Source organism: Mesorhizobium sp. M3A.F.Ca.ET.080.04.2.1 (assembly GCF_003952525.1).
In the GTDB taxonomy this organism is placed as follows: domain Bacteria; phylum Pseudomonadota; class Alphaproteobacteria; order Rhizobiales; family Rhizobiaceae; genus Mesorhizobium.
The window spans coordinates 5,259,641-5,279,269 of sequence record NZ_CP034451.1 but is presented as its reverse complement, the minus strand read 5'-3'; the positions used below and the strand labels follow the sequence as shown (position 1 = coordinate 5,279,269).

Annotated in this window: 15 protein-coding genes and 2 pseudogenes; 4 read left to right on the top strand and 13 right to left on the bottom strand. The window is 62.3% G+C overall.

Translation table 11 applies throughout. The features are described 5' to 3' along the window. Window positions 1-185: 185 nt before the first annotated feature. The gene (locus EJ074_RS25185) at window positions 186-1,202 is read left to right on the top strand and encodes a 2-oxoglutarate and iron-dependent oxygenase domain-containing protein (RefSeq protein ID WP_129553852.1); all 1,017 of its coding nucleotides are present in this window, start codon (window positions 186-188) and stop codon (window positions 1,200-1,202) included. 112 nt (window positions 1,203-1,314) lie between these two features. Here EJ074_RS25185 and EJ074_RS25180 read toward each other — a convergent pair whose 3' ends face one another. After that, window positions 1,315-2,193, bottom strand: coding sequence for a LysR family transcriptional regulator (locus EJ074_RS25180; protein ID WP_095808560.1), 879 nt, complete (start codon window positions 2,191-2,193; stop codon window positions 1,315-1,317). Window positions 2,194-2,327: 134 nt separating this feature from the next. On the opposite strand from EJ074_RS25180, the gene EJ074_RS25175 reads away from it, so the two are divergent. The 3 genes from EJ074_RS25175 to EJ074_RS25165 all read left to right on the top strand — a co-directional run bounded on the left by EJ074_RS25175 (window position 2,328) and on the right by EJ074_RS25165 (window position 5,771). Next, window positions 2,328-3,566, top strand: a complete 1,239-nt coding sequence (locus EJ074_RS25175) for an aromatic ring-hydroxylating dioxygenase subunit alpha (protein WP_095808559.1) — start codon at window positions 2,328-2,330, stop codon at window positions 3,564-3,566. 4 nt (window positions 3,567-3,570) lie between these two features. Beyond that, entirely contained in the window at window positions 3,571-4,638 is a 1,068-nt protein-coding gene (locus EJ074_RS25170) for a hybrid-cluster NAD(P)-dependent oxidoreductase (RefSeq protein WP_095808558.1), read from the top strand. Window positions 4,639-4,859: 221 nt separating this feature from the next. Further along, complete coding sequence (locus tag EJ074_RS25165; protein ID WP_095808557.1) at window positions 4,860-5,771, top strand: LysR substrate-binding domain-containing protein; 912 nt, start codon at window positions 4,860-4,862, stop codon at window positions 5,769-5,771. Window positions 5,772-5,866: 95 nt separating this feature from the next. Here the strand turns inward: EJ074_RS25165 and EJ074_RS25160 are convergent, their stop codons facing one another. The 12 genes and pseudogenes from EJ074_RS25160 to EJ074_RS25105 form a co-directional block, all read right to left on the bottom strand. Continuing rightward, complete coding sequence (locus EJ074_RS25160; protein ID WP_095808556.1) at window positions 5,867-7,189, bottom strand: FAD-binding oxidoreductase; 1,323 nt, start codon at window positions 7,187-7,189, stop codon at window positions 5,867-5,869. Between the two features lie 11 nt (window positions 7,190-7,200). Continuing rightward, entirely contained in the window at window positions 7,201-8,727 is a 1,527-nt protein-coding gene (locus EJ074_RS25155; protein ID WP_095808555.1) for an aldehyde dehydrogenase, read from the bottom strand. Further along, window positions 8,705-9,649 (bottom strand): dihydrodipicolinate synthase family protein, encoded by a 945-nt coding sequence (locus EJ074_RS25150; protein ID WP_095808554.1) that lies wholly within the window; start codon window positions 9,647-9,649, stop codon window positions 8,705-8,707. The genes EJ074_RS25155 and EJ074_RS25150 overlap by 23 nt, the downstream gene beginning before the upstream one ends. 655 nt (window positions 9,650-10,304) lie before the next feature. After that, a pseudogene (locus EJ074_RS25145) lies at window positions 10,305-10,972 on the bottom strand (TerC family protein); the annotation flags it as partial. A 231-nt stretch (window positions 10,973-11,203) separates the two neighbouring features. After that, window positions 11,204-11,785 (bottom strand): adenylate kinase, encoded by a 582-nt coding sequence (locus EJ074_RS25140; RefSeq protein ID WP_095808551.1) that lies wholly within the window; start codon window positions 11,783-11,785, stop codon window positions 11,204-11,206. Window positions 11,786-11,943: 158 nt separating this feature from the next. Next, window positions 11,944-13,918 (bottom strand): annotated as a pseudogene (gene acs / locus EJ074_RS25135) (acetate--CoA ligase). A gap of 46 nt (window positions 13,919-13,964) precedes the next feature. Beyond that, entirely contained in the window at window positions 13,965-14,894 is a 930-nt protein-coding gene (locus EJ074_RS25130) for an alpha/beta hydrolase (protein WP_095808550.1), read from the bottom strand. Next, window positions 14,894-15,325 carry a hypothetical protein gene (locus EJ074_RS25125; RefSeq protein ID WP_095808549.1) on the bottom strand — a complete coding sequence of 144 codons (432 nt, stop codon included), beginning with the start codon at window positions 15,323-15,325 and terminating at the stop codon, window positions 14,894-14,896. The genes EJ074_RS25130 and EJ074_RS25125 overlap by 1 nt, the downstream gene beginning before the upstream one ends. Then, entirely contained in the window at window positions 15,322-15,756 is a 435-nt protein-coding gene (locus EJ074_RS25120; protein WP_165350007.1) for a phasin family protein, read from the bottom strand. The genes EJ074_RS25125 and EJ074_RS25120 overlap by 4 nt, the downstream gene beginning before the upstream one ends. Before the next feature lie 31 nt (window positions 15,757-15,787). Continuing rightward, a complete protein-coding gene (locus EJ074_RS25115) occupies window positions 15,788-17,770 on the bottom strand; it encodes a CoA-transferase (protein ID WP_095808547.1) in 1,983 nt (660 codons plus the stop codon). Window positions 17,771-17,772: 2 nt separating this feature from the next. Next, window positions 17,773-18,882: a class III poly(R)-hydroxyalkanoic acid synthase subunit PhaC gene (gene phaC, locus EJ074_RS25110; RefSeq protein ID WP_095808546.1), complete on the bottom strand. Its 1,110-nt coding sequence runs from the start codon at window positions 18,880-18,882 to the stop codon at window positions 17,773-17,775. Continuing rightward, window positions 18,879-19,616 carry a poly(R)-hydroxyalkanoic acid synthase subunit PhaE gene (locus EJ074_RS25105; RefSeq protein WP_095808545.1) on the bottom strand — a complete coding sequence of 246 codons (738 nt, stop codon included), beginning with the start codon at window positions 19,614-19,616 and terminating at the stop codon, window positions 18,879-18,881. The genes phaC and EJ074_RS25105 overlap by 4 nt, the downstream gene beginning before the upstream one ends. Window positions 19,617-19,629: the final 13 nt, after the last annotated feature.

Sequence of the window (19,629 nt, the reverse complement as noted above, 5' to 3'; positions counted from 1 at the left end):
TGACTCAAGCGCCTGCGCCCTGGTCATTCCCCAGGGACCTGGAAAGCTCAACGCCAATTCCGCAGGCGGATGGTCACGAAGCGGCAGTTTACTTCACCTAACTTGGCCGAAATTTTTTTGCCGTTGTGGAGACTGGCAAACAGTCCAATATCGGCATGTCGCCCCTATCGCATGAAGGTGAATACATGTCCGTTGATCTGGTAGCCAAGCTTGACGACAAGCTGCGTGCAAAGCGCGAAAGCTTTGACAAGATCCCCGTGGTCGACATCGCGCCGCTTCTCGACGGCAGCGACAAGCAGGCGGTGGCCAAGCAGATCCGTTGGGCGCTGTCGAACACTGGATTCATGTATGTGAAGAACCACGGCATCGCGCGGGACTTCGTCGATTCCGTGTTTGACGTCAGTCGCCGGTTCTTCGAATTGCCCATGTCGGAAAAAATGGATTTGCACGTAAGCCAATCCGACGTGGCGCTGCGCGGATATATCGAGCCATTCGGAGAAAACACCGACCCAGGCAAGACGAAAGACCTGAAAGAGTGCTTTGACATTGGCCCCGAGCGGCCAACCCTGGAAGGGCCTTTCTTCGGCGCTAACCAGTGGCCATCAGGCTTCCCTGAGTTTCGCGAACTGACCTACGGCTATCACCAGAAGATGGTGGACCTGGCAAAGAAGCTGTTGAAGGGCATAGCGCTTAGCCTGGACCTTGCCGAAGATCACTTCGAGGGCTTGATGCACAATCCCATCAGCATTCAGCGCTTGCTTCATTACCCTCCGCAGACCGGCCATATAGGCGAAAACATCATCGGTATCGGAGCGCACACGGATTACGGCAACCTGACCATCCTGGCGCAGGACGACGTCGGCGGTCTCCAGGTGATGAACCGTGATGGTGACTGGGTCGAGGGCACGCCAATTCCCGGGACCTTCGTCATCAACATTGGCGATCTTATTCAGCGGCTGACCAATGATGTCTACCTCGCGAACATGCATCGCGTCGTGAATACCTCTGGGCGGGAGCGGTATTCGATCCCGTTCTTTATCGATGCAGACTTTGAAGCAACCATCGAGCCCCTGGCTTCTTGCGTCACCGTAGCCAACCCGCTCCGCTACAAGCCGGTGACATGCGGGCAGCATAAATTTGGGCGCTTTGCGGCCAGCTATGCCCACTTGGCAAAGGTGAATGAGCAACGGGTGGCAAGCTGAAAGAAGCCCACGCGGCATGCCTGTCGCCCAGCGCTGCGCAGCAGTTCTGGGCGAGACGCAAAGGACTCAAAGCGGTCGCCTGAATGTTCGGCGCGACGCGGTTTAGACGCCTTCAAGAACTTTCGGCGAGCCATTTGGCAAAAAGCCGTACTTTGGCCCCGGCCTTCGGGCGAATCTTCAAATAGAACGCCATGGGTGACGGCATTGCATCGGGCACAAGCTTGACCAGCCGTCGCTCGCGCATCAGGCTCTCGACCAGCCCGTCCCAGCCAAGGACCGCTCCGACATCGTCCTGAGCCGCCTGCAGCGCAATCATATAGTTGTTGACGGAGAATCTCCGACCCTTGGGATTGCCTTGTCCAAGCGCTTGAAACCAATCGTTCCAGTTGGTCCAATCGGTCTCCTCGTTGTTCATATGGATCAAGGGAACCTTTAACAGGTCTTCAACACTGGAAATATCGTGCTCCGAGGCAAATCTTGGAGTTCCAAGAGCGACGATCTGATCCCGGAACAGTTCGCGGCACTCATCGCCATCTTCCTGTGGAATTCCGTATTGAATGCTCAGGTCGCACCGAGTGGCCGCCCCGGGTACGTCGCTGACGATTTGCGCAACGGTAACGCTGGGGTGGCTTTTCCAGAATGCTGAAATTTTTGGCGTGAGCCACAATGAGCTGACTGCCGTGGTGGTTCGGATTGTCACGTCGACGGTTTCCGGCCGATCGCGTATCTGGGTGACGGCTTCCGAGATCGCCTCGAATCCGCGCTGAAGGGCAACGAACAAAAATGCGCCCTTTTCCGTCAGATCGACACCCCGGCTTCTACGCAGGAACAGGTCGCATTTCAGGTCGTTCTCGAGCGCCTTGATCTGGTGGCTGACCGCCGCGGGTGTGACGTTCAACTCCCGAGCAGCCTTCTTGAAGCTCCCGTTTCGCGCTGCCGCCTCGAAACAGATGAGAGCTGTCACCGAGGAAAGATCATAGGGTCTTGGCATCAGCGCCTCTGGACGGTTCGCTCAAACAGACAGATTAGATAAACTAAATCCGAACAAAAATTTATGCTATTGCCGAAATGAGGCCGGGGCGAAAAAATTGCAGCTTAAAACTCTGCAGCCCGTGGAATGCTTCTATGACCGCCTTCGCGCCCTCGATCTCAGACATGCTCAGACGCCGCTTGCCGGGCCATGCCCTTGAGCAGCCGTTCTACACCTCGCAGTCGGTTTACCAGATCGACCTTGAACAGATCTTTTACAAGCAATGGCTCTACGCGGCCCCGTCGTGCCAGCTTTCGAAACCGGGAAGCTATTTGACGGTGCGCGTCGGCGCCTACGAGGTGATTGTCGTTCGGGCACGCGACGGCCAGATCCGCGCCTTTCACAACTCCTGCCGCCATCGCGGCTCGATAATCTGCAAGGCGCGCGAGGGCCAGGTCGCCAAGCTCGTCTGCCCTTATCACCAATGGACCTATGAGCTCGACGGCAAGCTCATCTGGGCGAACGACATGGGGCCTGACTTCGACATGTCCAAGCATGGCCTGAAGCCCGTCCATCTGCGCGAGTTGGCCGGTCTGATCTATGTCTGCCTGTCGGACGATCCTCCGGATTTCGAGTATTTTGCCCGAACGGCTCTTCCCTATTTGGAAATTCATGACCTCAGCAACGCAAAGGTCGCCTACACGTCGACCATTGTCGAAAAGGCCAACTGGAAGCTGGTCTGGGAAAACAACCGCGAGTGCTATCATTGCAGCGCGAACCACCCGTCGCTCTGCCGTTCCTTCTCCCTCGACCCCGAGGTCGCGGGCGTGTCGCCGGACGGCTCCGTGTCAGCGGCTCTTCAGGCGCATTTCAACCGCTGCGAAGCCTCCGGCGCGCCGGCGCAGTTCCGGCTCGCGGACGACGGTCAATTTCGTCTGGCGCGGATGCCGTTGCAGCAGAAGGCCGTCAGTTACACCATCGATGGCAATGCGGCAGTCGCCAAGAATCTCGGGCATGTGGCTTTGCCTGACGCAGGCTCGCTGCTGATGTTCCATTACCCGACCACCTGGAATCACTTCCTGCCGGATCACTCGCTGACCTTCCGGGTGATGCCGCTCGGTCCGACGGAGACCGAGGTCACCACCACCTGGCTGGTGAACAAGGATGCCGTCGAAGGCAGGGACTACGACATCAAGCGCCTGACCGAGGTCTGGATCGCCACCAACGAGGAAGACCGCGAGATCGTTGAAGGCAACCAGCGAGGCATCTTCTCGCCCGCTTATGTCCCTGGGCCCTATTCGCCTGTGCAGGAAAGCGGCGTTTCGCAATTTGTCGACTGGTATGTGGCCTGCCTCGAGCGCTCGCTGGCGCCCAGGCTGATGGCTGCGGAGTAAGCGGATGAACGCCGTCACAAGACCCAATCTGGTCTTCTGGACCGACTTGGAAGAACTGGAATGCGCCTCCTTCCTTCCGGAGGCGCCGAACGTCCTGACCTTCTGCTTCCGGTCGCCGTCGGGAGGGCTGTTCAACTTCGAACCTGGGCAGTTCCTTACATTGGAACTGCCGGTCCCCGGCGGGCCCATCTATCGCACCTACACGATTTCGTCGTCCCCATCGCGGCCGACGTCATTGACGATCACGGTGAAGGCGCAGGCGGACTCGGCGGGAACGCGTTGGATGTTTGACAACTTACGTCCCGGCATGCGCCTGCGGGCAATTGGCCCCGGTGGCACTTTCTCGATCGCGCAACAGCCGGCTCGAAAGTATCTCTTCATCTCAGCTGGCTCGGGCATCACGCCAATGATGTCCATGACAACCCATTTGTACGATTCGGGGGTCGACCCGGATATCGTTTTTGTCCACTGCGCACGCAGGCCTTCCGAAATCATTTTTCGTGAACGGCTGGAGCATATGGCCTCGCGCGTAACCGGCATCGACCTGAAATGGGTGGTGGAAGAAACCGACCCCTACAAGCCTTGGACCGGCTACAAAGGCATGTTCAATCAGCTGATGCTGGGCCTGATGGCGCCGGATTATCTGGAACGCGAAGTGTTTTGCTGCGGCCCTGAACCCTTCATGCAAGCTGTGCGCGAGGCGCTGGCCGGTCTCGGCTTCGACATGGCGCACTATCATCAGGAAAGCTTTCGCGCGCCGCTCCCCGAGGCGGAGAACGTTCCGGACGATTTCATCCCTGGTGACAAGAACGAGGCCAAGATCGAGTTCGTCTTGTCCGGCGTTTCAGCAAGGTGCGTCGAGACGGATACGGTTCTAACAGCGGCGCGGTCGGCAGGGCTGGCGGTCCGATCGGGATGCAGCATGGGGATATGCGGCACCTGCAAGGTTCTGAAAACCGAGGGCCAGGTCCATATGGTTCACAACGGCGGCATCACGGAAGATGAGATCTCGGCCGGTTATATCCTTGCCTGTTGTTCCAACCCGATCGGCCTTGTGAAAGTTGACTTGTAGCCCGGGGAGCCATTACTGCTGGTCGGATATTGATTGGCGGGCGTCGCAGATCGTGAAGAGCGGTTCGGCGAATTTCCCTAATCTTGCGCCGCAATTGGATTTGGGAATCACGGCTGCAGTCGGTCGAACGCAGGCCATCGCGACGCCTTGCAACTAGCCCCTGAGCATCTCTTGCTCAAGTCGTGGCGTCGCGCGATCATCGCAGTGTTTGGGGGCTACAGATGGTTCGCCGTTATTACGACCTGCCGTCCTTGACCGCGTTGGCGGTTTTCGAGGCGTCTGCCCGGCATCTGTCGTTCAAGCTGGCAGCGGCGGAATTGAACGTCACCCCCGGAGCCGTCAGCCGACAGATCAAGGCGATCGAGGATGAGCTCGGCGTCCCGCTTTTTACGCGGTTGGGAACCGGTGTGGCTCTGACCAGCGCCGGCGAGGACCTTTATGGCGTGTTGGCCAGCAGTTTCTCGCGAGCGGCAGACATCGTCCGGAATGTAAAGCGCGGCGACCGTTCCAAGAACGTCACGCTGGCCTGCTCGGACGCCTTGGCATCGATGTGGCTGATCCCGCGCATGCCGGACTTCTGGGCGCGCCACCAGGACATATCCGTCGACCACCTTATCTCCGACAATCCTCGTGACTACCGCCGCGCCGAGGTCGAATTGCGCATCCGCTACGGATTCGGATCGTGGTCCGACGAAAATGCCGAGCTGCTTTTCGACGAGACGATTTATCCCGTTTGCGGGCCGGAATTTGCGAACAAGCACCGGGACGCGACGGCGGAGTCGCTGCCCGACCTGCCGCTGCTGCATGTTGATTGGGTTGATCCCGACTGGGCGAGCTGGGATGAGGTTCTGCGTCGCGCGGGCGTCCCGCACGGACCGACCCGGGGCCGGCGCTTCGGCAAATTCTTTGTGGCGCTCCAGGCCGCTCAGGCCGACCAGGGAGTTGCCGTGGGCTGGCACCGCCTGGTCAAAGCACAGATCGAGGAAGGCAAACTCGTCAGGCTGACGGATCTCGAATTGCCGGCACCGGGTGGCTACTATCTCACCTGGAATAACAACCGCACGCTTTCGCCTGCCGCCGAGACCCTGCGCGGCTGGATCCGGGAAGTCGCGGTACAAGAACGAGAGACCTGATATACACGGCCCAGAAGCGCCTTCGGTTCTGGGCAACCACATGCATCAAAGCAAATCGCGTCGCCTGGGTTCGTTTAGCGCGACGCGCTTCTATCTTAGAGTTCCTTGCCGGCGCGCTTCTGCATAGCCCATAGCTTCAGCGGCGCGCCGATCGACATCAACGGTTCTGGATAGAGGCGGGTCGGAGCCGGTTCGTTCAGGGCGTCCGCGATCATCGGCTCGTCGCTGCCGGCGGCAAGGTCGGCAGCCAGCATGCCATAGAGGGTACCCTGCACCGTTCCCAGGCCATTGCAGCATCCGGCGACGAACACCCGCTCCTCGATCTCTCCGAACGCCGGCGCGGAGTTCAGCGAGAGGCACAAATGCCCTCCCCACCGGTACTCCATCGGTATTTCGCCCAGCATCGGAAAGCGGGCCCGGAACGATCGATCATGCGCGTCGCCGATCTGATCGATCTGCTTCTCGCTCGTGGACATGTTCGGATTGTAGGTGAAGGTGTTGCGAACGACGATGCGATCGCCGATGCGACGGATGGTCGATCCCATCGGGTCGGCCGGAATCAAGCCCCAATGCGGCTCTCCACCGAGGGTCGCCTGCTCGCTCTTGGCAAGCGGCCTGGTCATGCTGGCATAGGTGAAGACGTGCAGCAGGCGCTTCTTGAAGAAGCCGAAGCTTTCGAGGTGACCGTTGACCGTCAGGATCAACCGCGGCGTGGTGATTTCGCCTTCCGTCGTTTTCACGGTGTGCAGCTTGCCGGTCTGCACGGAAGTGACTGCGGACTTCTCAAATATTCGCACGCGGCTCGACAAACCTTCGGCAACCCCGCGGACGAAGCCGGCGGGCTGTGCCATGACCGTGCCCGGCGTGAAGGTGCCGCCGACGAAGAAGTCGGTTCCGGTGATCTTTTTCAACTGCGGCGCGTCGAGCCGCTCGAATGGCTCGTCGAGGCCGGTCAGATGGTCCTCGAACTCGCGCAGGACGGCAAGTCCGCGATCGGTTGCGGCGCCGTGGAACTTGCCGGCGCGAACGAAGAACCGCTGCAATCCATATTCATCCGCCGCCGAGGCCGAAAACTCGATCGCGGCGCGATTCATGCGAATGCGCTTGCGGTCGTGGTTCTGGCTTCCGCCATAATTGTCGCCGCCAAGCTCGTGCGGCAGATCGATCATGAAGCCCGAGTTTCGCCCCGCCGCACCCCAGCCCACACGCTGGGCATCGATAAGGACGATGCGGTCTCCAGGCACGAGTTGCGAAAGCCGGCGGGCCGCGGCCAGCCCGGAAAATCCGGCGCCGACGATCACCCAGTCCGCCGTGTGCCGGCCGCGCAGCACCTCGGGCGCCTTGGGAGGCGGCAGGAGCCCGTACCAGCCGGACATGTTGATGTCGGCAGGCGTTCTTACAGCCTGATGTACGCTCATGGCCTGACGGGTTAGTCGACCGCGCGCGAGACCTTCTGGTCGGAGATGTCCGCCCAGATGGTCTTCAATTCGGTGTACTGGTCGTGGGCGTGCAGCGATTTGTCCCGTCCGCCAAAGCCCGAAAGCTTGAAGCCGCCGAATGGGGTCGAGATGTCTCCCTCGCCGTAGCAGTTGATGGTTACCGTTCCGGCGCGGATGTCGCGCGCGATGCGATGTGCCTTGCCGAGATTGGCGGTGAAGATCGAGGCTGCCAGCCCGTATTGCGTGTCGTTGGCGACCCGGACTGCCTCGTCGGCGTTGGCCACCTTGATGACCGACAGCACCGGCCCGAAGATTTCCTCTCGGGCGATCGTCATTTCGGGCGTGACGTCGTCGAACACGGTCGGCTCGATGAAATAGCCTTTGCCTTGCTTGTGGGCGTTGCCGCCCGTCACGACCTTGGCGCCTTCCGCGCGGCCCTTCTTGATGTAGCCCATGATGCTGTCGAACTGTTCTTTCGACACGATGGCGCCAAGCCGGTTGCCCGGATCCAGCGGCTCGCCCAGAGGCCATTCCTTGAGCTTGTGAAGCACGGTCTCGACCAGGCGGTCCTTGATCTTCTCATGGACGATCAGACGGGAATTGGACGAGCAGTTCTCACCCATGTTCCAGAACACGGCCTGCGTGACATGCTGTGCCACGACGTCAAGGTTCTCGGCGTCGTCCAGCACGATGCACGGGTTCTTTCCGCCGCATTCGAGCACGATACGCTTGAGGTTGGACCGGGCAGAATATTCCAGGAATTTCCGGCCGATATCGGTCGACCCGGTGAAGGCGACCATGTCGATATCCGGATGCATGCCCAGCGCCTTGCCGGTGATCTCGCCGGGACCGGTGACGATCTGCAGCACGCCCGGCGGCAGCCCGGCTTCATGCGCCAGTTCGGCAATCCGCAACGCCGACATGTTGGTCTGCTCGGCCGGCTTGACGATGACGGAATTGCCGGTCGCGAGTGCCGGACCGATCTTCCAGGCCAGCATCAGGATGGGGAAATTCCAGGGCAGCACGCAGGCCACCACGCCGAGCGGCTGGCGCACGATCATCGACACGACGTCATCGCCCGAAGGCGACGTCTGGCCGTAGAGCTTGTCGGTGGCTTCCGCGTGCCATTCCAGGCAGTGCAGCGCCTCGGGGATGTCTATGGTTTCGACGTCATAGATCGGCTTGCCGCTTTCGAGCGTTTCGAGCACAGCCAGTTCATGCACGTTGCGCTTCATCAGCTTGACGAGACGGCGCAGCACGCGCTTGCGCTCGCTGGGATGGGCGCGCGACCAGGCGCCGGAGTCGAATGCCAGCCGCGCCTTCTCGACAGCGAGATCGACATCGGCCTCGCCGCAGGAAGCGATTCTGGCGATGACCTGCCCCGTCGCCGGGTTGATGGTTTCGAAAGTATCGCCGGACTGAGCCGCCCGCGCCTTGCCGTCGATCACCGCATTGGTTGGCAGCGGCAGGCTGTCCGCCAGGTTCTGGTACTCATCACGCGTTAATAGCGATGACATTTTCGGAAGCCCTCTTTTGTGATTTTGCGGTGATGGAGGCAATGACGGCTTTGAGGGTGCGGATCGTCGTCTCGAGTTCCCGCTTCTGTTCGTCATCGAGCGCGCGCATCGGACGGCGCACGGGGCCAGCCGGCAGCCCGGCCAGTTCGCAGCCGAACTTGATGCTCTGCACGAACTTGCCGCCCTGCTCGAGAACGCGCATCAACGGCAGCAGCGCCGACATGATCTGCCGGCCCTTGGTGTAGTCCTTTTCGACCACGCAGGCTTCATAGAGGGCGATGTGCTCAGCCGGAAGGCAGTTGCCGGCGCCGCAGACCCAGCCCTTGGCACCCCAGGCGAAGAATTCGAGCGCCTGATCGTCCATGCCGCAGAACAGGTCGATATGCGGATAGTCGCGCGCCAGCGCGTGCAGTTGGTTCATGCTGCCGCTGGATTCCTTGATAGCGCAGAAATTGCTGCTGCGGCCGACACGGTCCAGGAATTCGAGGTCCATCATCGTGCTGGTACGGCCGGGATAGTTGTACAGCATGATCGGCAGATTGGCGGCCTTGTCGATCGCCAGCGCGTGATTGGCCAGTTCGAGCTGCGTCGGCACCGCATAGTACGGCGCTCCGATCAGGATCCCATCATATTTGAGATCCTTGGCGACCAGCGCATAGTCGATGCAATCCTCGGTGCGGATGGCGCCGACGCCCGCGATCAGGGGCACCTTGCCCTGCACCATGGTTTTGGCAAGCTTCAGCAGGCTGACGCGTTCATCGCGCGACTGGGCGTAATATTCGCCGGTCGTGCCGCCGACGATGATGCCGTGCACGCCCGACGACACCAGATGCTCAACCATGACGCAGAAGCCGTCGCGGTCGATCGATCCATCCGCGTGAAACGGCGTGGTGACGGGCGGAATAATGCCTTTGAACGACATCTACCTGGCTCCATTTTGCCTTTAGGCCGACGGTTATATGCAAGGATTGCGCGCTCGGCAGCCGAAATAATATCACGCGACAGGCTACTTTTTTGCGCCACGTTTGCCGAGCGACCTGCGCCACAAATTTTGCGCAAGGGGGTCTCTAAAAGCGCGTCGCGCTGAAATGGATTCAGGGGACGCGCTTTAAGTCTTTGTTTTGATGCATGTCGTTGTCCCAGAACCGCTGCACAGGGCGACATGCACTGGATGTTCAGATCCTGAAGATTGATCCAGCGTCGATCGGGTGCCACCAACGGCATTCGCGCGTGGCATGCGCAGCTTGGCGGCCGAGTACGCTATCGAGCCCGAGCCTATCAACCAGTGGAGGGCTCGCTCCTCACGACCGCATCGACTTCACCGTCGCAGGACTTATGGCGTCTGGCGGCATCACACCGCTGCGCCGGCTGGATGAGAAAGGGATCGCCGGCGCGGAGGGCTCCGCGCCGGCGTCCATCGCGCGTTCGCCGACCGCGCCGGACAGCGTTCAGATCGACTTGCCGCCCGCCCCCGGCATGTCGGCGAGTTCGAGCGCGCGGCGCTCGTCGCCGGCGCGCTCGGTCTCCTCCCCGTAGGGATTTCGCAGATGCACCGGGCGGGCGCGGCGGCGGAGGGCCATGTTGATCAGTTCGATGAACACCGAGAAGATCATGGCGGTGTAGATGTAGCCCTTGGGCACGTGCGCTCCGAATCCGTCGGCGACCAGCGCCATGCCGATCATGATCAGGAACCCGAGCGCCAGGATCTTCACCGTGGGATGGGCCTCGACGAACGAGGCTACCGGGCCGGAAGCGATCATGAGCACGATCATCGACAGGATCACCGCCACGGCCATGACCCAAATCTCGTTGGCCATGCCCACCGCGGTGACGATGCTGTCGATCGAGAAGACGAGATTGATCAGGGCGATCTGCGTGACGACGGCGGCGAAATTGGCCATTACCCTGGCACTGGCCTCGCCCTCCTCGCCCTCGAGGCTCGCGTGGATCTCATGGGTCGCCTTGTAGATCAGAAACAGACCCCCAGCGCCAGGATCAGGTCCTTGCCGGAGACCCCATGGTCGAAGAGATGAAATAGCGGCTCGGTCAGGCCAATGATCCAGCCGATGAACAGCAGCAGGACGAGGCGGGGTATCAGCGCCATCACCATGCCGGTATAGCGCGCCGACGCTTGCCGCTCCACCGGCAGCTTGCCGACGAGAACCGCAATCACCACCAGATTGTCGATGCTCAGCACCACCTCCAGCACGGTGAGGGTGAATAGGCTTGTCAGGGATTCCAGCATGGTGACCTCCTCAATTCGAGAACAGGGTTGGCACGCTCGCGTGCTCAAGGACGTGGCGCGTGGCGCGTCCGAGCAGCGCCTCGCGCGATTGGAAATGGCCGTAGCCGCCCGTCGGGGGCCAGGAAGTTTCGTTTGCGAGCACTACCGGCATGGCGGTGAACTTTCGAACTCTGCACTGGTCGGCCCCGTCGAGGCGCGCGATTGTGGGGCCGAAGACAGCTTCCAAAGCTGTCAAAGCCTCAGCTCTGCCAGCAGGTGGGAGGTCACATCATCCATGGGCAACAGGCCGTTGACCGTTCGAAGCAGACCGACCCCGCGATAGTATTCGGCGAGCGGTTCGGTCTGGGCCCGATAGGCATCCAGCCGAACCTTGAACGCCTCCGGATTGTCGTCCGAACGGATCGGCAGGCCTGCAGCCTTGGCCACGCACGCCCGATGGATGATGCGATCGAGAAGCGCCGCTTCGACCACCCTGAGCTCCAGCACAGCGTCAAGCTTGGACGCGGCATTTTCCAGCTCGGCATCGAAGGCCCTGGCCTGGCCGAGGGTGCGCGGAAAGCCGTCGAGGATGAAGCCGCTGGCCGCATCGGGATCGGCGATACGCTCAAGCACGCAGCCGATAACGATCTCGTCGCTGACGAGATCGCCGCGTTCCATGACCGCCTTTGCTGCACGCCCGACCGGCGTGTCCTTGGCGACGGCCGTCCGCAGCATTTCCCCGGTCGACAGCTGCGGGACGCCGAGCCGCTCCGCCAGCCGGGCGGCTTGCGTTCCCTTGCCGGCACCGGGTGGACCCAGCATGATCAATCTCATTCCTCTCCTCCTCAGATCCTCCAGGCAAGGCTGGTCGTGCTGGCGCAGCCGCAGGCCTTCACTGCCAGTCGCACCGATAAGCCGACGTTCCCGCCGGTGCCTTCGCTCCCATACGCGAGGCAGCCCGGGCTCCTCGGCTTGCGAAATGCGCCACGGGCTCATCGCACACTCTTGCGGTTCTGGCGGTTGTCGATGAGGTGGTCGATCACCGCCGGTTCGGCCAGCGTCGAGGTATCGCCAAGAGCTGCGAATTCGTCCTCGGCGATCTTGCGTAGGATACGGCGCATGATCTTGCCCGAGCGGGTCTTGGGCAGGCCGGGCGCGAACTGGATCTTGTCGGGGGTTGCGATGGGCCCGATCTCCTTGCGCACCCAGGCCGCGAGATCCCTGCGCAGATCGTCGCTCGGGTTTTCGCCCGCCATCAGCGTCACGTAGGCATAGATGCCCTGGCCCTTGATGTCGTGCGGGTAGCCGACAACCGCGGCCTCCGACACCTTTGGATGTGCGACCAGCGCCGACTCGACCTCGGCCGTGCCCATGCGATGGCCCGATACGTTGATCACGTCGTCGACCCGGCCGGTGATCCAGTAGTAGCCGTCCGTGTCGCGCCGGCAGCCGTCGCCGGTGAAGTACTTGCCTTTGTAGGTCGAGAAATAGGTCTGCACGAAGCGGTCGTGGTCGCCGAACAGCGTGCGCATCTGGCCCGGCCAGGAATCGGCGATGACCAGATTGCCCTCCCCCTCGCCCTGCAGGACCATGCCTGCGGCATCGACCAGTTCCGGCTTGACGCCGAAGAAGGGCAGCGTGGCCGAACCGGGTTTCAGATCGGTCGCGCCCGGCAGCGGCGTGATCAGGATGCCGCCGGTCTCGGTCTGCCACCAGGTGTCGACGATCGGGCAGCGGCGATCGCCGACGACGCGGTGGTACCACTCCCAGGCTTCCGGATTGATCGGCTCGCCGACCGAGCCGAGCACCCGCAGGGTGGCGCGCGAGGTCGCCTTGACGGGCTCCTCGCCGGCCGCCATCAGCGACCTGATCGCGGTGGGGGCGGTGTAGAAGATGTTGACCTTGTGCTTGTCCACGACATCCCAGAAGCGGGAAATCGACGGGTAGGTCGGGATGCCTTCAAAGATCAGCGTGGTGGCCCCGTTGGCGAGCGGCCCGTAGACGATATAGCTGTGGCCGGTGACCCAACCGACATCGGCGGTGCACCAGTAGACGTCTCCGTCGCGGTAGTCGAAGACGTATTGGTGCGTCATCGATGCGTAGACGAGATAGCCCCCGGTGGTGTGCAGCACGCCCTTCGGCTTGCCGGTCGAGCCCGAGGTGTAGAGGATGAACAGCGGGTCCTCCGCTTTCATCTCCTCCGGCGCGCATTCGTCGGCCACGGTGGGCGCGAGATCGTCGAAGTAGCGGTCGCGGCCCGGATGCATGTCCACCGGCGAGCCGGTGCGCCGGACGACGATGACGCTGGCGACCGTTTCGGGGATCCGCTCCAGCGCGGCATCGACATTGGCCTTCAGGGGCACCGTGCGGCCGCCGCGCAGTCCCTCGTCCGCCGTCACCAGGACGGCGCTCGAGGCGTCCGCGATCCGGCTTGCCAGGCTGTCGGGCGAGAAGCCGCCGAAGACGATCGAATGGACCGCGCCGATGCGGGCGCAGGCGAGCATCGCGAAGGCGGCCTCTGGTATCATCGGCAGGTAGATCGTGACGCGGTCGCCTCTCCTCACGCCCTGCGACTTCAGCACGTTCGCCCATTTTCATGACCCGGGCATGAAGCTCGCGGTAGGTGATGCTGAGATCGTCCTTGGGGTCGTCTCCCTCCCAGATGATCGCGACCTGGTCGGCGCGGTCGGCGAGGTGGCGGTCGATGCAATTGTAGGAGACGTTGGTGGTGCCGTCCTCGAACCATTCGATCGCGACATTGTCCGGAGCGAAGGAGGTGTTCTTGACTTTCGTGTACGGCTTGAACCAATCGATGCGCTTGCCGTGCTCACCCCAAAAGGCGTCTGGGTTCGTCACGGAGACATCATACATCGCCGCATAGGTCGCCTTGTCGGCGTGAGCCCGGCTCGACCACTCGACGGGCACGCGATAGGTCCCCGATTGCTGCTCCCTTGCACTTCCACTCATCTTTCCCTCCCGAAACTCATCGGCCGATGCAGGGCGTCAGCCGCCCTCAGCCAGTGTCCGTTGGCCGCCTCGCCATGAGGAAATCCGTGACCACCTTGATCTGATGCGGTTCGAAGAGCGGCGGGACGTGACCGCATTCGTCGAACCGGTGCACGACGGCATTCGGGTTACGCGCCAACATCTCGTCGCACAGTTGCGGCGTCAGCAGATCCGACTTGGCGCCGTGCAGGATCAGCGTCGGCACCTTGATCTGCTCCCAGTACTTCCAGATGTTGAGGCTGGCGAACCAGGCGCTGCGGAAGCCACGCGCGATCTCGCCGTCGCACAGCATGACGAACCGGTTGCGCTCATCGTCCCAGCGCACGCTGTGCATGGTGATATGGCGCCACTGCGGGTCGTCGAGGTCACCGTAGGGTGCCAGGATGCTGCGGAAGTACTCCTCCGCCGCTTCCATCGTCGCGAACGAAGCCGGCATGTCGCGCAGATAGCCGCCGATGCGCATCAAGCCGGTCGAAGAAACGAATGGCCCGATATCGTTGACCACCAGGCGGCGGATGCAGGAGCCGGGCATTCCTGCCAGAACCATCCCCACCAATCCGCCGAGGGACGTGCCGACCCAGTCGACCTCGCTTGCACCGAGCCGCGCGATCAGGGCGTTCATGTCGGCGCAATATTGCGGCAACGCATAGTCGTCGGGATCGGCCAGCGACGCGCTGCGGCCGCGGCCAGGCAGGTCGGGACAGACGACCCAGCGTCCGTGCATCGCCAACTCGGCCGCGAGAAAGTCGAAGTCCCTGCTTTGGCGGGTCAGCCCATGCAGGCAGAGGGTCGGAACGCCCCCCGCTTTGGGCGCCCATTCGACATAGGCGATCTTGTGGTAGCCCTTGGTCGAGAGGCCGAGCAGATAGTTGCTGCGGTCCGGTTCCAGCGGTTCCGGCGAGAGAGCGGCGCGTTGAAATGGAACGGTGTTGGACATCAGTAGAGGTCTTCGCGCCTTACGTGTCTGCGGATCTGCTGCACGCCCTCTATGGCGCGCTTGCGCGCCGTCCCAAAAGCCTCCTCCACTGTCGATGACACGATGTCATGGGCTTCGCAAAAGCCGGCCAATGTTGTGAACGCCGCTTCACAGGCAAGGTTTGCTCCGTGCTGCGGGGTGATTGGCCCTGCGGCGTATAGAGACTGCATGAGCGTCGACGCAGCCTGGAACATCTTGCCCTGCAGCTCGACCGCTCTGCCGAGCCCGTCACTTGCAGTCCTCAACATTGTGACGGCGGCATCGATATTCTTGGTGTGCTGATCGGCAACGGCTTCGGCGTTTATCCCAAGCACCTTGCCTTTCCAGACAACCGCCTCGAACTGATCGAGATTGAGCGCCGGCTGATGGTAACTCGCCATGCCGATTCTCATTTTTCCGTCGCCTTGCGGTCGAGATGCTTGCGGAACTCCTCAACCCCATCGGTGACCCGCCGCTTGGCGATGGAATAGGCTTCCTCGCTGGCCTTCGCGGTGATGTCATAGAGATCGCGCGAGCCGGCCAGCGCCGCCTCGAAGGCCTCCTTCGCCAGATTGGTCCGCTCTTCGGGCGTCAACTTCTGTTCAGTGAACAGGGACAGAAGCTGCGTCGAGGTGACGTGGAAGAGCTCGAGCTGCCGTTCGGCGACGGTATGGGTGCCCTTGCTGCCGACGCGCATGGCTTCGACGGCGGCGCCGATGTTCTTGCGCTGCTGTTCGACCATGGCCTGCGCATCGATGCCCGGCACCTTGAACTGGCCGACCATTTCCTTGATCTGGTCGCTGACGGCCTGAACGTCCGGGCCGAAGGATGTTGCTTTTGACATTTCGAGTTCTCCAGATCTGTTTGCAGCGGTTTCAGGGTCGGGCGGACAAGGCATGGGAGGCCTTTTGGGTCGGCCTTGCGGCCTTGGATTTCTCCAGCACGTGGTCGGCGGCCTCGTGCTGGCTTTCAAAGACGTGTGGGGCAACGTCGCGATCGGCGAGCGCCGAGCCGAGCTTGAGGCGAAGGAAGGCGCTGGTCGTGTAGCGGGAGACGTGGTCGTAGCACTCCCGCTCGACCTCGCTTGCCATGTTGAACCAGGCATCGCTCATGTAGGGCGCGATATCGATGGCGTCATAGTTGATGATCGCCGAGAAACGCCGGCCGACGCGCCGCGCCAATGAGTGCATGGCGTCCCTCACCGCGTTGACGTCGGCGCTGGTGTACACGCGGTAGCCGCCGAGGTTGAGGTAGAGAGTGTTGTGTCCCTCGTCGAACTCCATGCGCTCCGACAGGGGGCGATTGAGGAACAGCTCATCCAGTTTCATCGGCGCGTCGCCGAAGATCGCGGCGGCCATCAGGCGCGGCGAACGAACAATCGGCGTAAAGCGCATCTTCGAGAGGATGTCGCGCTCGATGTCGACGCCCGGCGCGACCTCGATCAGTTCGAGCCCCTCCTGGCCGAGCGAGAAGACGCAGCGCTCGGTGACGAACAGCACCGGCTGGCGCATCTGGCGTGCGAGTTGCCCGGAAAAGGTGATCTGCTCGACCTTGTCGACGAATTTCGATTGCTGGCCATCCTGCAGGATATGCAACTGGCCGTCCCTGACCTCGGTCTTGAGACCGCGTGCCGAGAAGGTCCCGCAGAACACCAGCCGCCGGGCATTCTGCGAGATGTTGATGAAGCCGCCGGCGCCCGCCAGCCGGTCGCCGAACTTGCTGACGTTGACGTTGCCCTGGGCATCGGCCTGGGCGAGGCCGAGGCAGGCGAGATCGAGCCCGCCGCCGTCATAGAAGTCGAACATCTGGTTCTGGTCGATGATGGCTTCTGCGTTGACCGCGGCGCCGAAATCGAGGCCGCTTTGCGGAATGCCGCCGATGATGCCCGGCTCCGCCGTCAGCGTGACCAGATTGATGATGCTCTCTTCCGCCGCGACCGCCGCGACCCCTTCCGGCATGCCGATGCCAAGATTGACGACACCGCCCATCGGCAGCTCGAAGGCGCAGCGGCGGGCGATGATCTTGCGCTCGTCCAGCGCCATCGGCACGTTGCGGTCGACCGGCGCGCGAAGCTCCCCCGAGAAGGCGCCGTTGTAATGTGTCGCGTAGGTTTGCGCATGGTGCTCGGGTTCGGCGACGACGACGCAGTCGACCAGCGCACCGGGGATCCTGACCGCGCGCGGATTGAGCGAATTGGCGGCCGCGATCCGCTCGACCTGGACGATGACGAAACCCTTGCAGTTCTTCGCCGCCATGGCCAGCGACAGGTTGTCGAGCGTCAGCGCCTCCTTCTCCATGGTCACGTTGCCATAAGGGTCGGCAGTGGTGCCGCGCAGGATCGCGACGTGAATCGGAAAGGCCTTGTAGAACAGCCACGGCTCGCCGCCGATCTTCATCAGCTCGACGAGGTCTTCGGTGGTGCGCGCGTTGAGCTTGCCGCCGCCGTTGCGCGGATCGACGAAGGTCTGCAGGCCGACCTTGGACAGGAGACCGGCCTTGCGGCCGGCGATCTCGCGAAAGAGGTGCGAGACGCAGCCGAGCGGCAGGTTGTAGCCCTCGCATTCGCCGCTGACCGCCTTGCGCGCCAGCTTTGGCACCAGCCCGAAATGGCCGCCGACCAGGCGCTTGACCATGCCGTCATGCGCCAGCCGGTTGAGGCCCTTCTCCGCGCCGTCGCCGGGTGCCGCGGCAAAGACAAGGCTCAAGTTGCGCGGCTCGCCGGTCTCGAGGAACCGCTTCTCCAATGCGCTGATCACGGCGTCCGGCGTGCCGACGCCGACGAAGCCAGAACTTGCGACCGTGTCGCCCGACCGGACGATGGCGACGGATTCGGCGGCGGAGACGATCTTGTTGCGCATCGTCAGCCGTCCCGCGCCTGGAGCCATTCGGCGATGCTCTTGGTGAGCGCGCCTTGCGATTTCGAGGACACGAACAGCCCGACATGCCCGCCAGGAAGCGGGATCTCGGTGTAGTCGGAACTGCCGACCTTCTTCGCCAGCGCCTTCGAGCAGGTGGGCGGGATGATGTGGTCGTCCAGCGCGAAGATGTTGAGCACCGGGACATCGATGGCGCCAAGATCGACCTCGCGCCCCGACAGCACGAACTTGCCCTGGTAGAGGCGGTTCTCCTGATAGAGTTCCCTGAGCCATTGCCGCCCCGCTGCGCCCGGATGGTCCGGCCTGTCGGCCAGCCACTTCTCCATGCGCAGGAAGTTCATCAGCTTGTCCTTGTCATCGATGATGTCGATGAGGTCGACATTGTATTTGGTCAGCGACCGCATCGGCGTCATCAGCGAGAAGATCGAGCTCATGAACTCGCCGGGGATGACGCCCAGCGCATCGACCATGCGGTCGATGTCTTCCGGCGAGAGGCTCCGCGTCCAGATGTTGAGGAAGCCGTGATGTGCCGCCGGATCGTCCACATCGGCATGAAAGTCGATCGGCGTGATCGTCAGCACGAGGTTCTTGACGCGCTCCTTGTGCAGCGCCGTGTAGCAGGTGGTGAAGACGCCGCCCTCGCAGATGCCGAGCAGCGTGATCTTGTCATGGCTCGTCTCGCGGCAGATGCGCTCCACGGCTTCGTCGATATAGTCGTCGACATAGTCGTCGATTGTGAGCCACCGCTCGTTGCGGCCGGGCTGCCCCCAATCGATGAGCCACAGGTCGAGCCCCTTGTTCAGCAGGCTGCGCACCAGAGAACGGTCGGGCTGGAGATCGGCCATGGTATAGCGGCCGATCAGCCCGTAGACGATCAGCACGGGCGTCTCGACCTGCTGGTCCGTCAGCGGTTCGTAGCGGAACAGCTCCACCTTGTCGCGGCGCTGGATGAGCGTCTTGGGCGTCGCGCCGACATCGACGTCGGCGTCCCGGATGCCGGCAAGCACATCCGCCCCCTTCTGCATCTTGCCCATGTTCTGGGCAAACTCCTCGAAGAAGCTGTTGAGCGCGGCACTGGCTTTGACGTCCGTCATGCCGCCCCCCTGTTCGAGCGCTTTCTGCCGACAGGCCGGGACATTTCGTTCCCTTCGGATAGAGCTTGACCGCTTGCGGGGCGCCGCTGTGCTCTCAGATGCGCGCGCAGCTCACGCCGTAGCTCGGTGACCTGCCGGGTCAACTCGTCGAAATCCTGCTGGGTCGGCAGACCGAACAGCTTGGCCATCTGATCGGCGATGCTCTGTTGTTTGAGACGAAGATCGAGCGCAGCGCGCAGCAGCTCGCGCTGCGCCGTCAAAAACTCTTCCGAGCGCTGGTTCCTGATCAGCTCCTCATTGGTGATGCCGCTCCACAGGTTGAACTGCTTGCGCCAGTCGTCGTTCGTCTCGGCGTCGCCCTTTGTGTCCTTGAGCGCCGCGCCGTAGCGGTCGAAGGCGCGGGTCCACGGCACCGAGACCACGGCGCGATAGGCAGCCATGCGCTGCTGGACCTCGATCCAGGCCGCCATCACCGCATAGATCTGCTTGTCCAGGCTCAGCATGTCGGCGAGCTGCGGGCCCTCGGCCATGCGCTTGATCGCTTCCGATATCTCACCGCCCTGTGCTGCCGCGAAAAGGCTGCTGTCGGCCGCGCGCGTGGTCAGAAACGGCATCATGGAATCCGACCACATCTTGCCTGCCGCCGCCGCCTTCTCCATCTGTTCGCGCCAGGCGTCGCTCATGCGAACGAACATCTGGGAAAGCTCCGGCTGCTTGTCTTGCCTGTCGGCCATGGCTTGCTTCGCC

Excerpts from the sequence above, each read along its gene's own strand:
- EJ074_RS25140 (WP_095808551.1), bottom strand. The coding sequence starts at position 11,785 with ATGAGATTGATCATGCTGGGTCCACCCGGTGCCGGCAAGGGAACGCAA.
- EJ074_RS25125 (WP_095808549.1), bottom strand. The coding sequence starts at position 15,325 with ATGAGAATCGGCATGGCGAGTTACCATCAGCCGGCGCTCAATCTCGAT.
- EJ074_RS25180 (WP_095808560.1), bottom strand. The coding sequence starts at position 2,193 with ATGCCAAGACCCTATGATCTTTCCTCGGTGACAGCTCTCATCTGTTTC.
- EJ074_RS25130 (WP_095808550.1), bottom strand. The coding sequence starts at position 14,894 with ATGTCCAACACCGTTCCATTTCAACGCGCCGCTCTCTCGCCGGAACCG.
- EJ074_RS25120 (WP_165350007.1), bottom strand. The coding sequence starts at position 15,756 with ATGTCAAAAGCAACATCCTTCGGCCCGGACGTTCAGGCCGTCAGCGAC.
- phaC (WP_095808546.1), bottom strand. The coding sequence starts at position 18,882 with ATGACGGACGTCAAAGCCAGTGCCGCGCTCAACAGCTTCTTCGAGGAG.
- EJ074_RS25115 (WP_095808547.1), bottom strand. The coding sequence starts at position 17,770 with ATGCGCAACAAGATCGTCTCCGCCGCCGAATCCGTCGCCATCGTCCGG.
- EJ074_RS25155 (WP_095808555.1), bottom strand. The coding sequence starts at position 8,727 with ATGTCATCGCTATTAACGCGTGATGAGTACCAGAACCTGGCGGACAGC.
- EJ074_RS25160 (WP_095808556.1), bottom strand. The coding sequence starts at position 7,189 with ATGAGCGTACATCAGGCTGTAAGAACGCCTGCCGACATCAACATGTCC.
- EJ074_RS25185 (WP_129553852.1), top strand. The coding sequence starts at position 186 with ATGTCCGTTGATCTGGTAGCCAAGCTTGACGACAAGCTGCGTGCAAAG.
- EJ074_RS25150 (WP_095808554.1), bottom strand. The coding sequence starts at position 9,649 with ATGTCGTTCAAAGGCATTATTCCGCCCGTCACCACGCCGTTTCACGCG.
- EJ074_RS25105 (WP_095808545.1), bottom strand. The coding sequence starts at position 19,616 with ATGGCCGACAGGCAAGACAAGCAGCCGGAGCTTTCCCAGATGTTCGTT.
- EJ074_RS25165 (WP_095808557.1), top strand. The coding sequence starts at position 4,860 with ATGGTTCGCCGTTATTACGACCTGCCGTCCTTGACCGCGTTGGCGGTT.
- EJ074_RS25175 (WP_095808559.1), top strand. The coding sequence starts at position 2,328 with ATGACCGCCTTCGCGCCCTCGATCTCAGACATGCTCAGACGCCGCTTG.
- EJ074_RS25170 (WP_095808558.1), top strand. The coding sequence starts at position 3,571 with ATGAACGCCGTCACAAGACCCAATCTGGTCTTCTGGACCGACTTGGAA.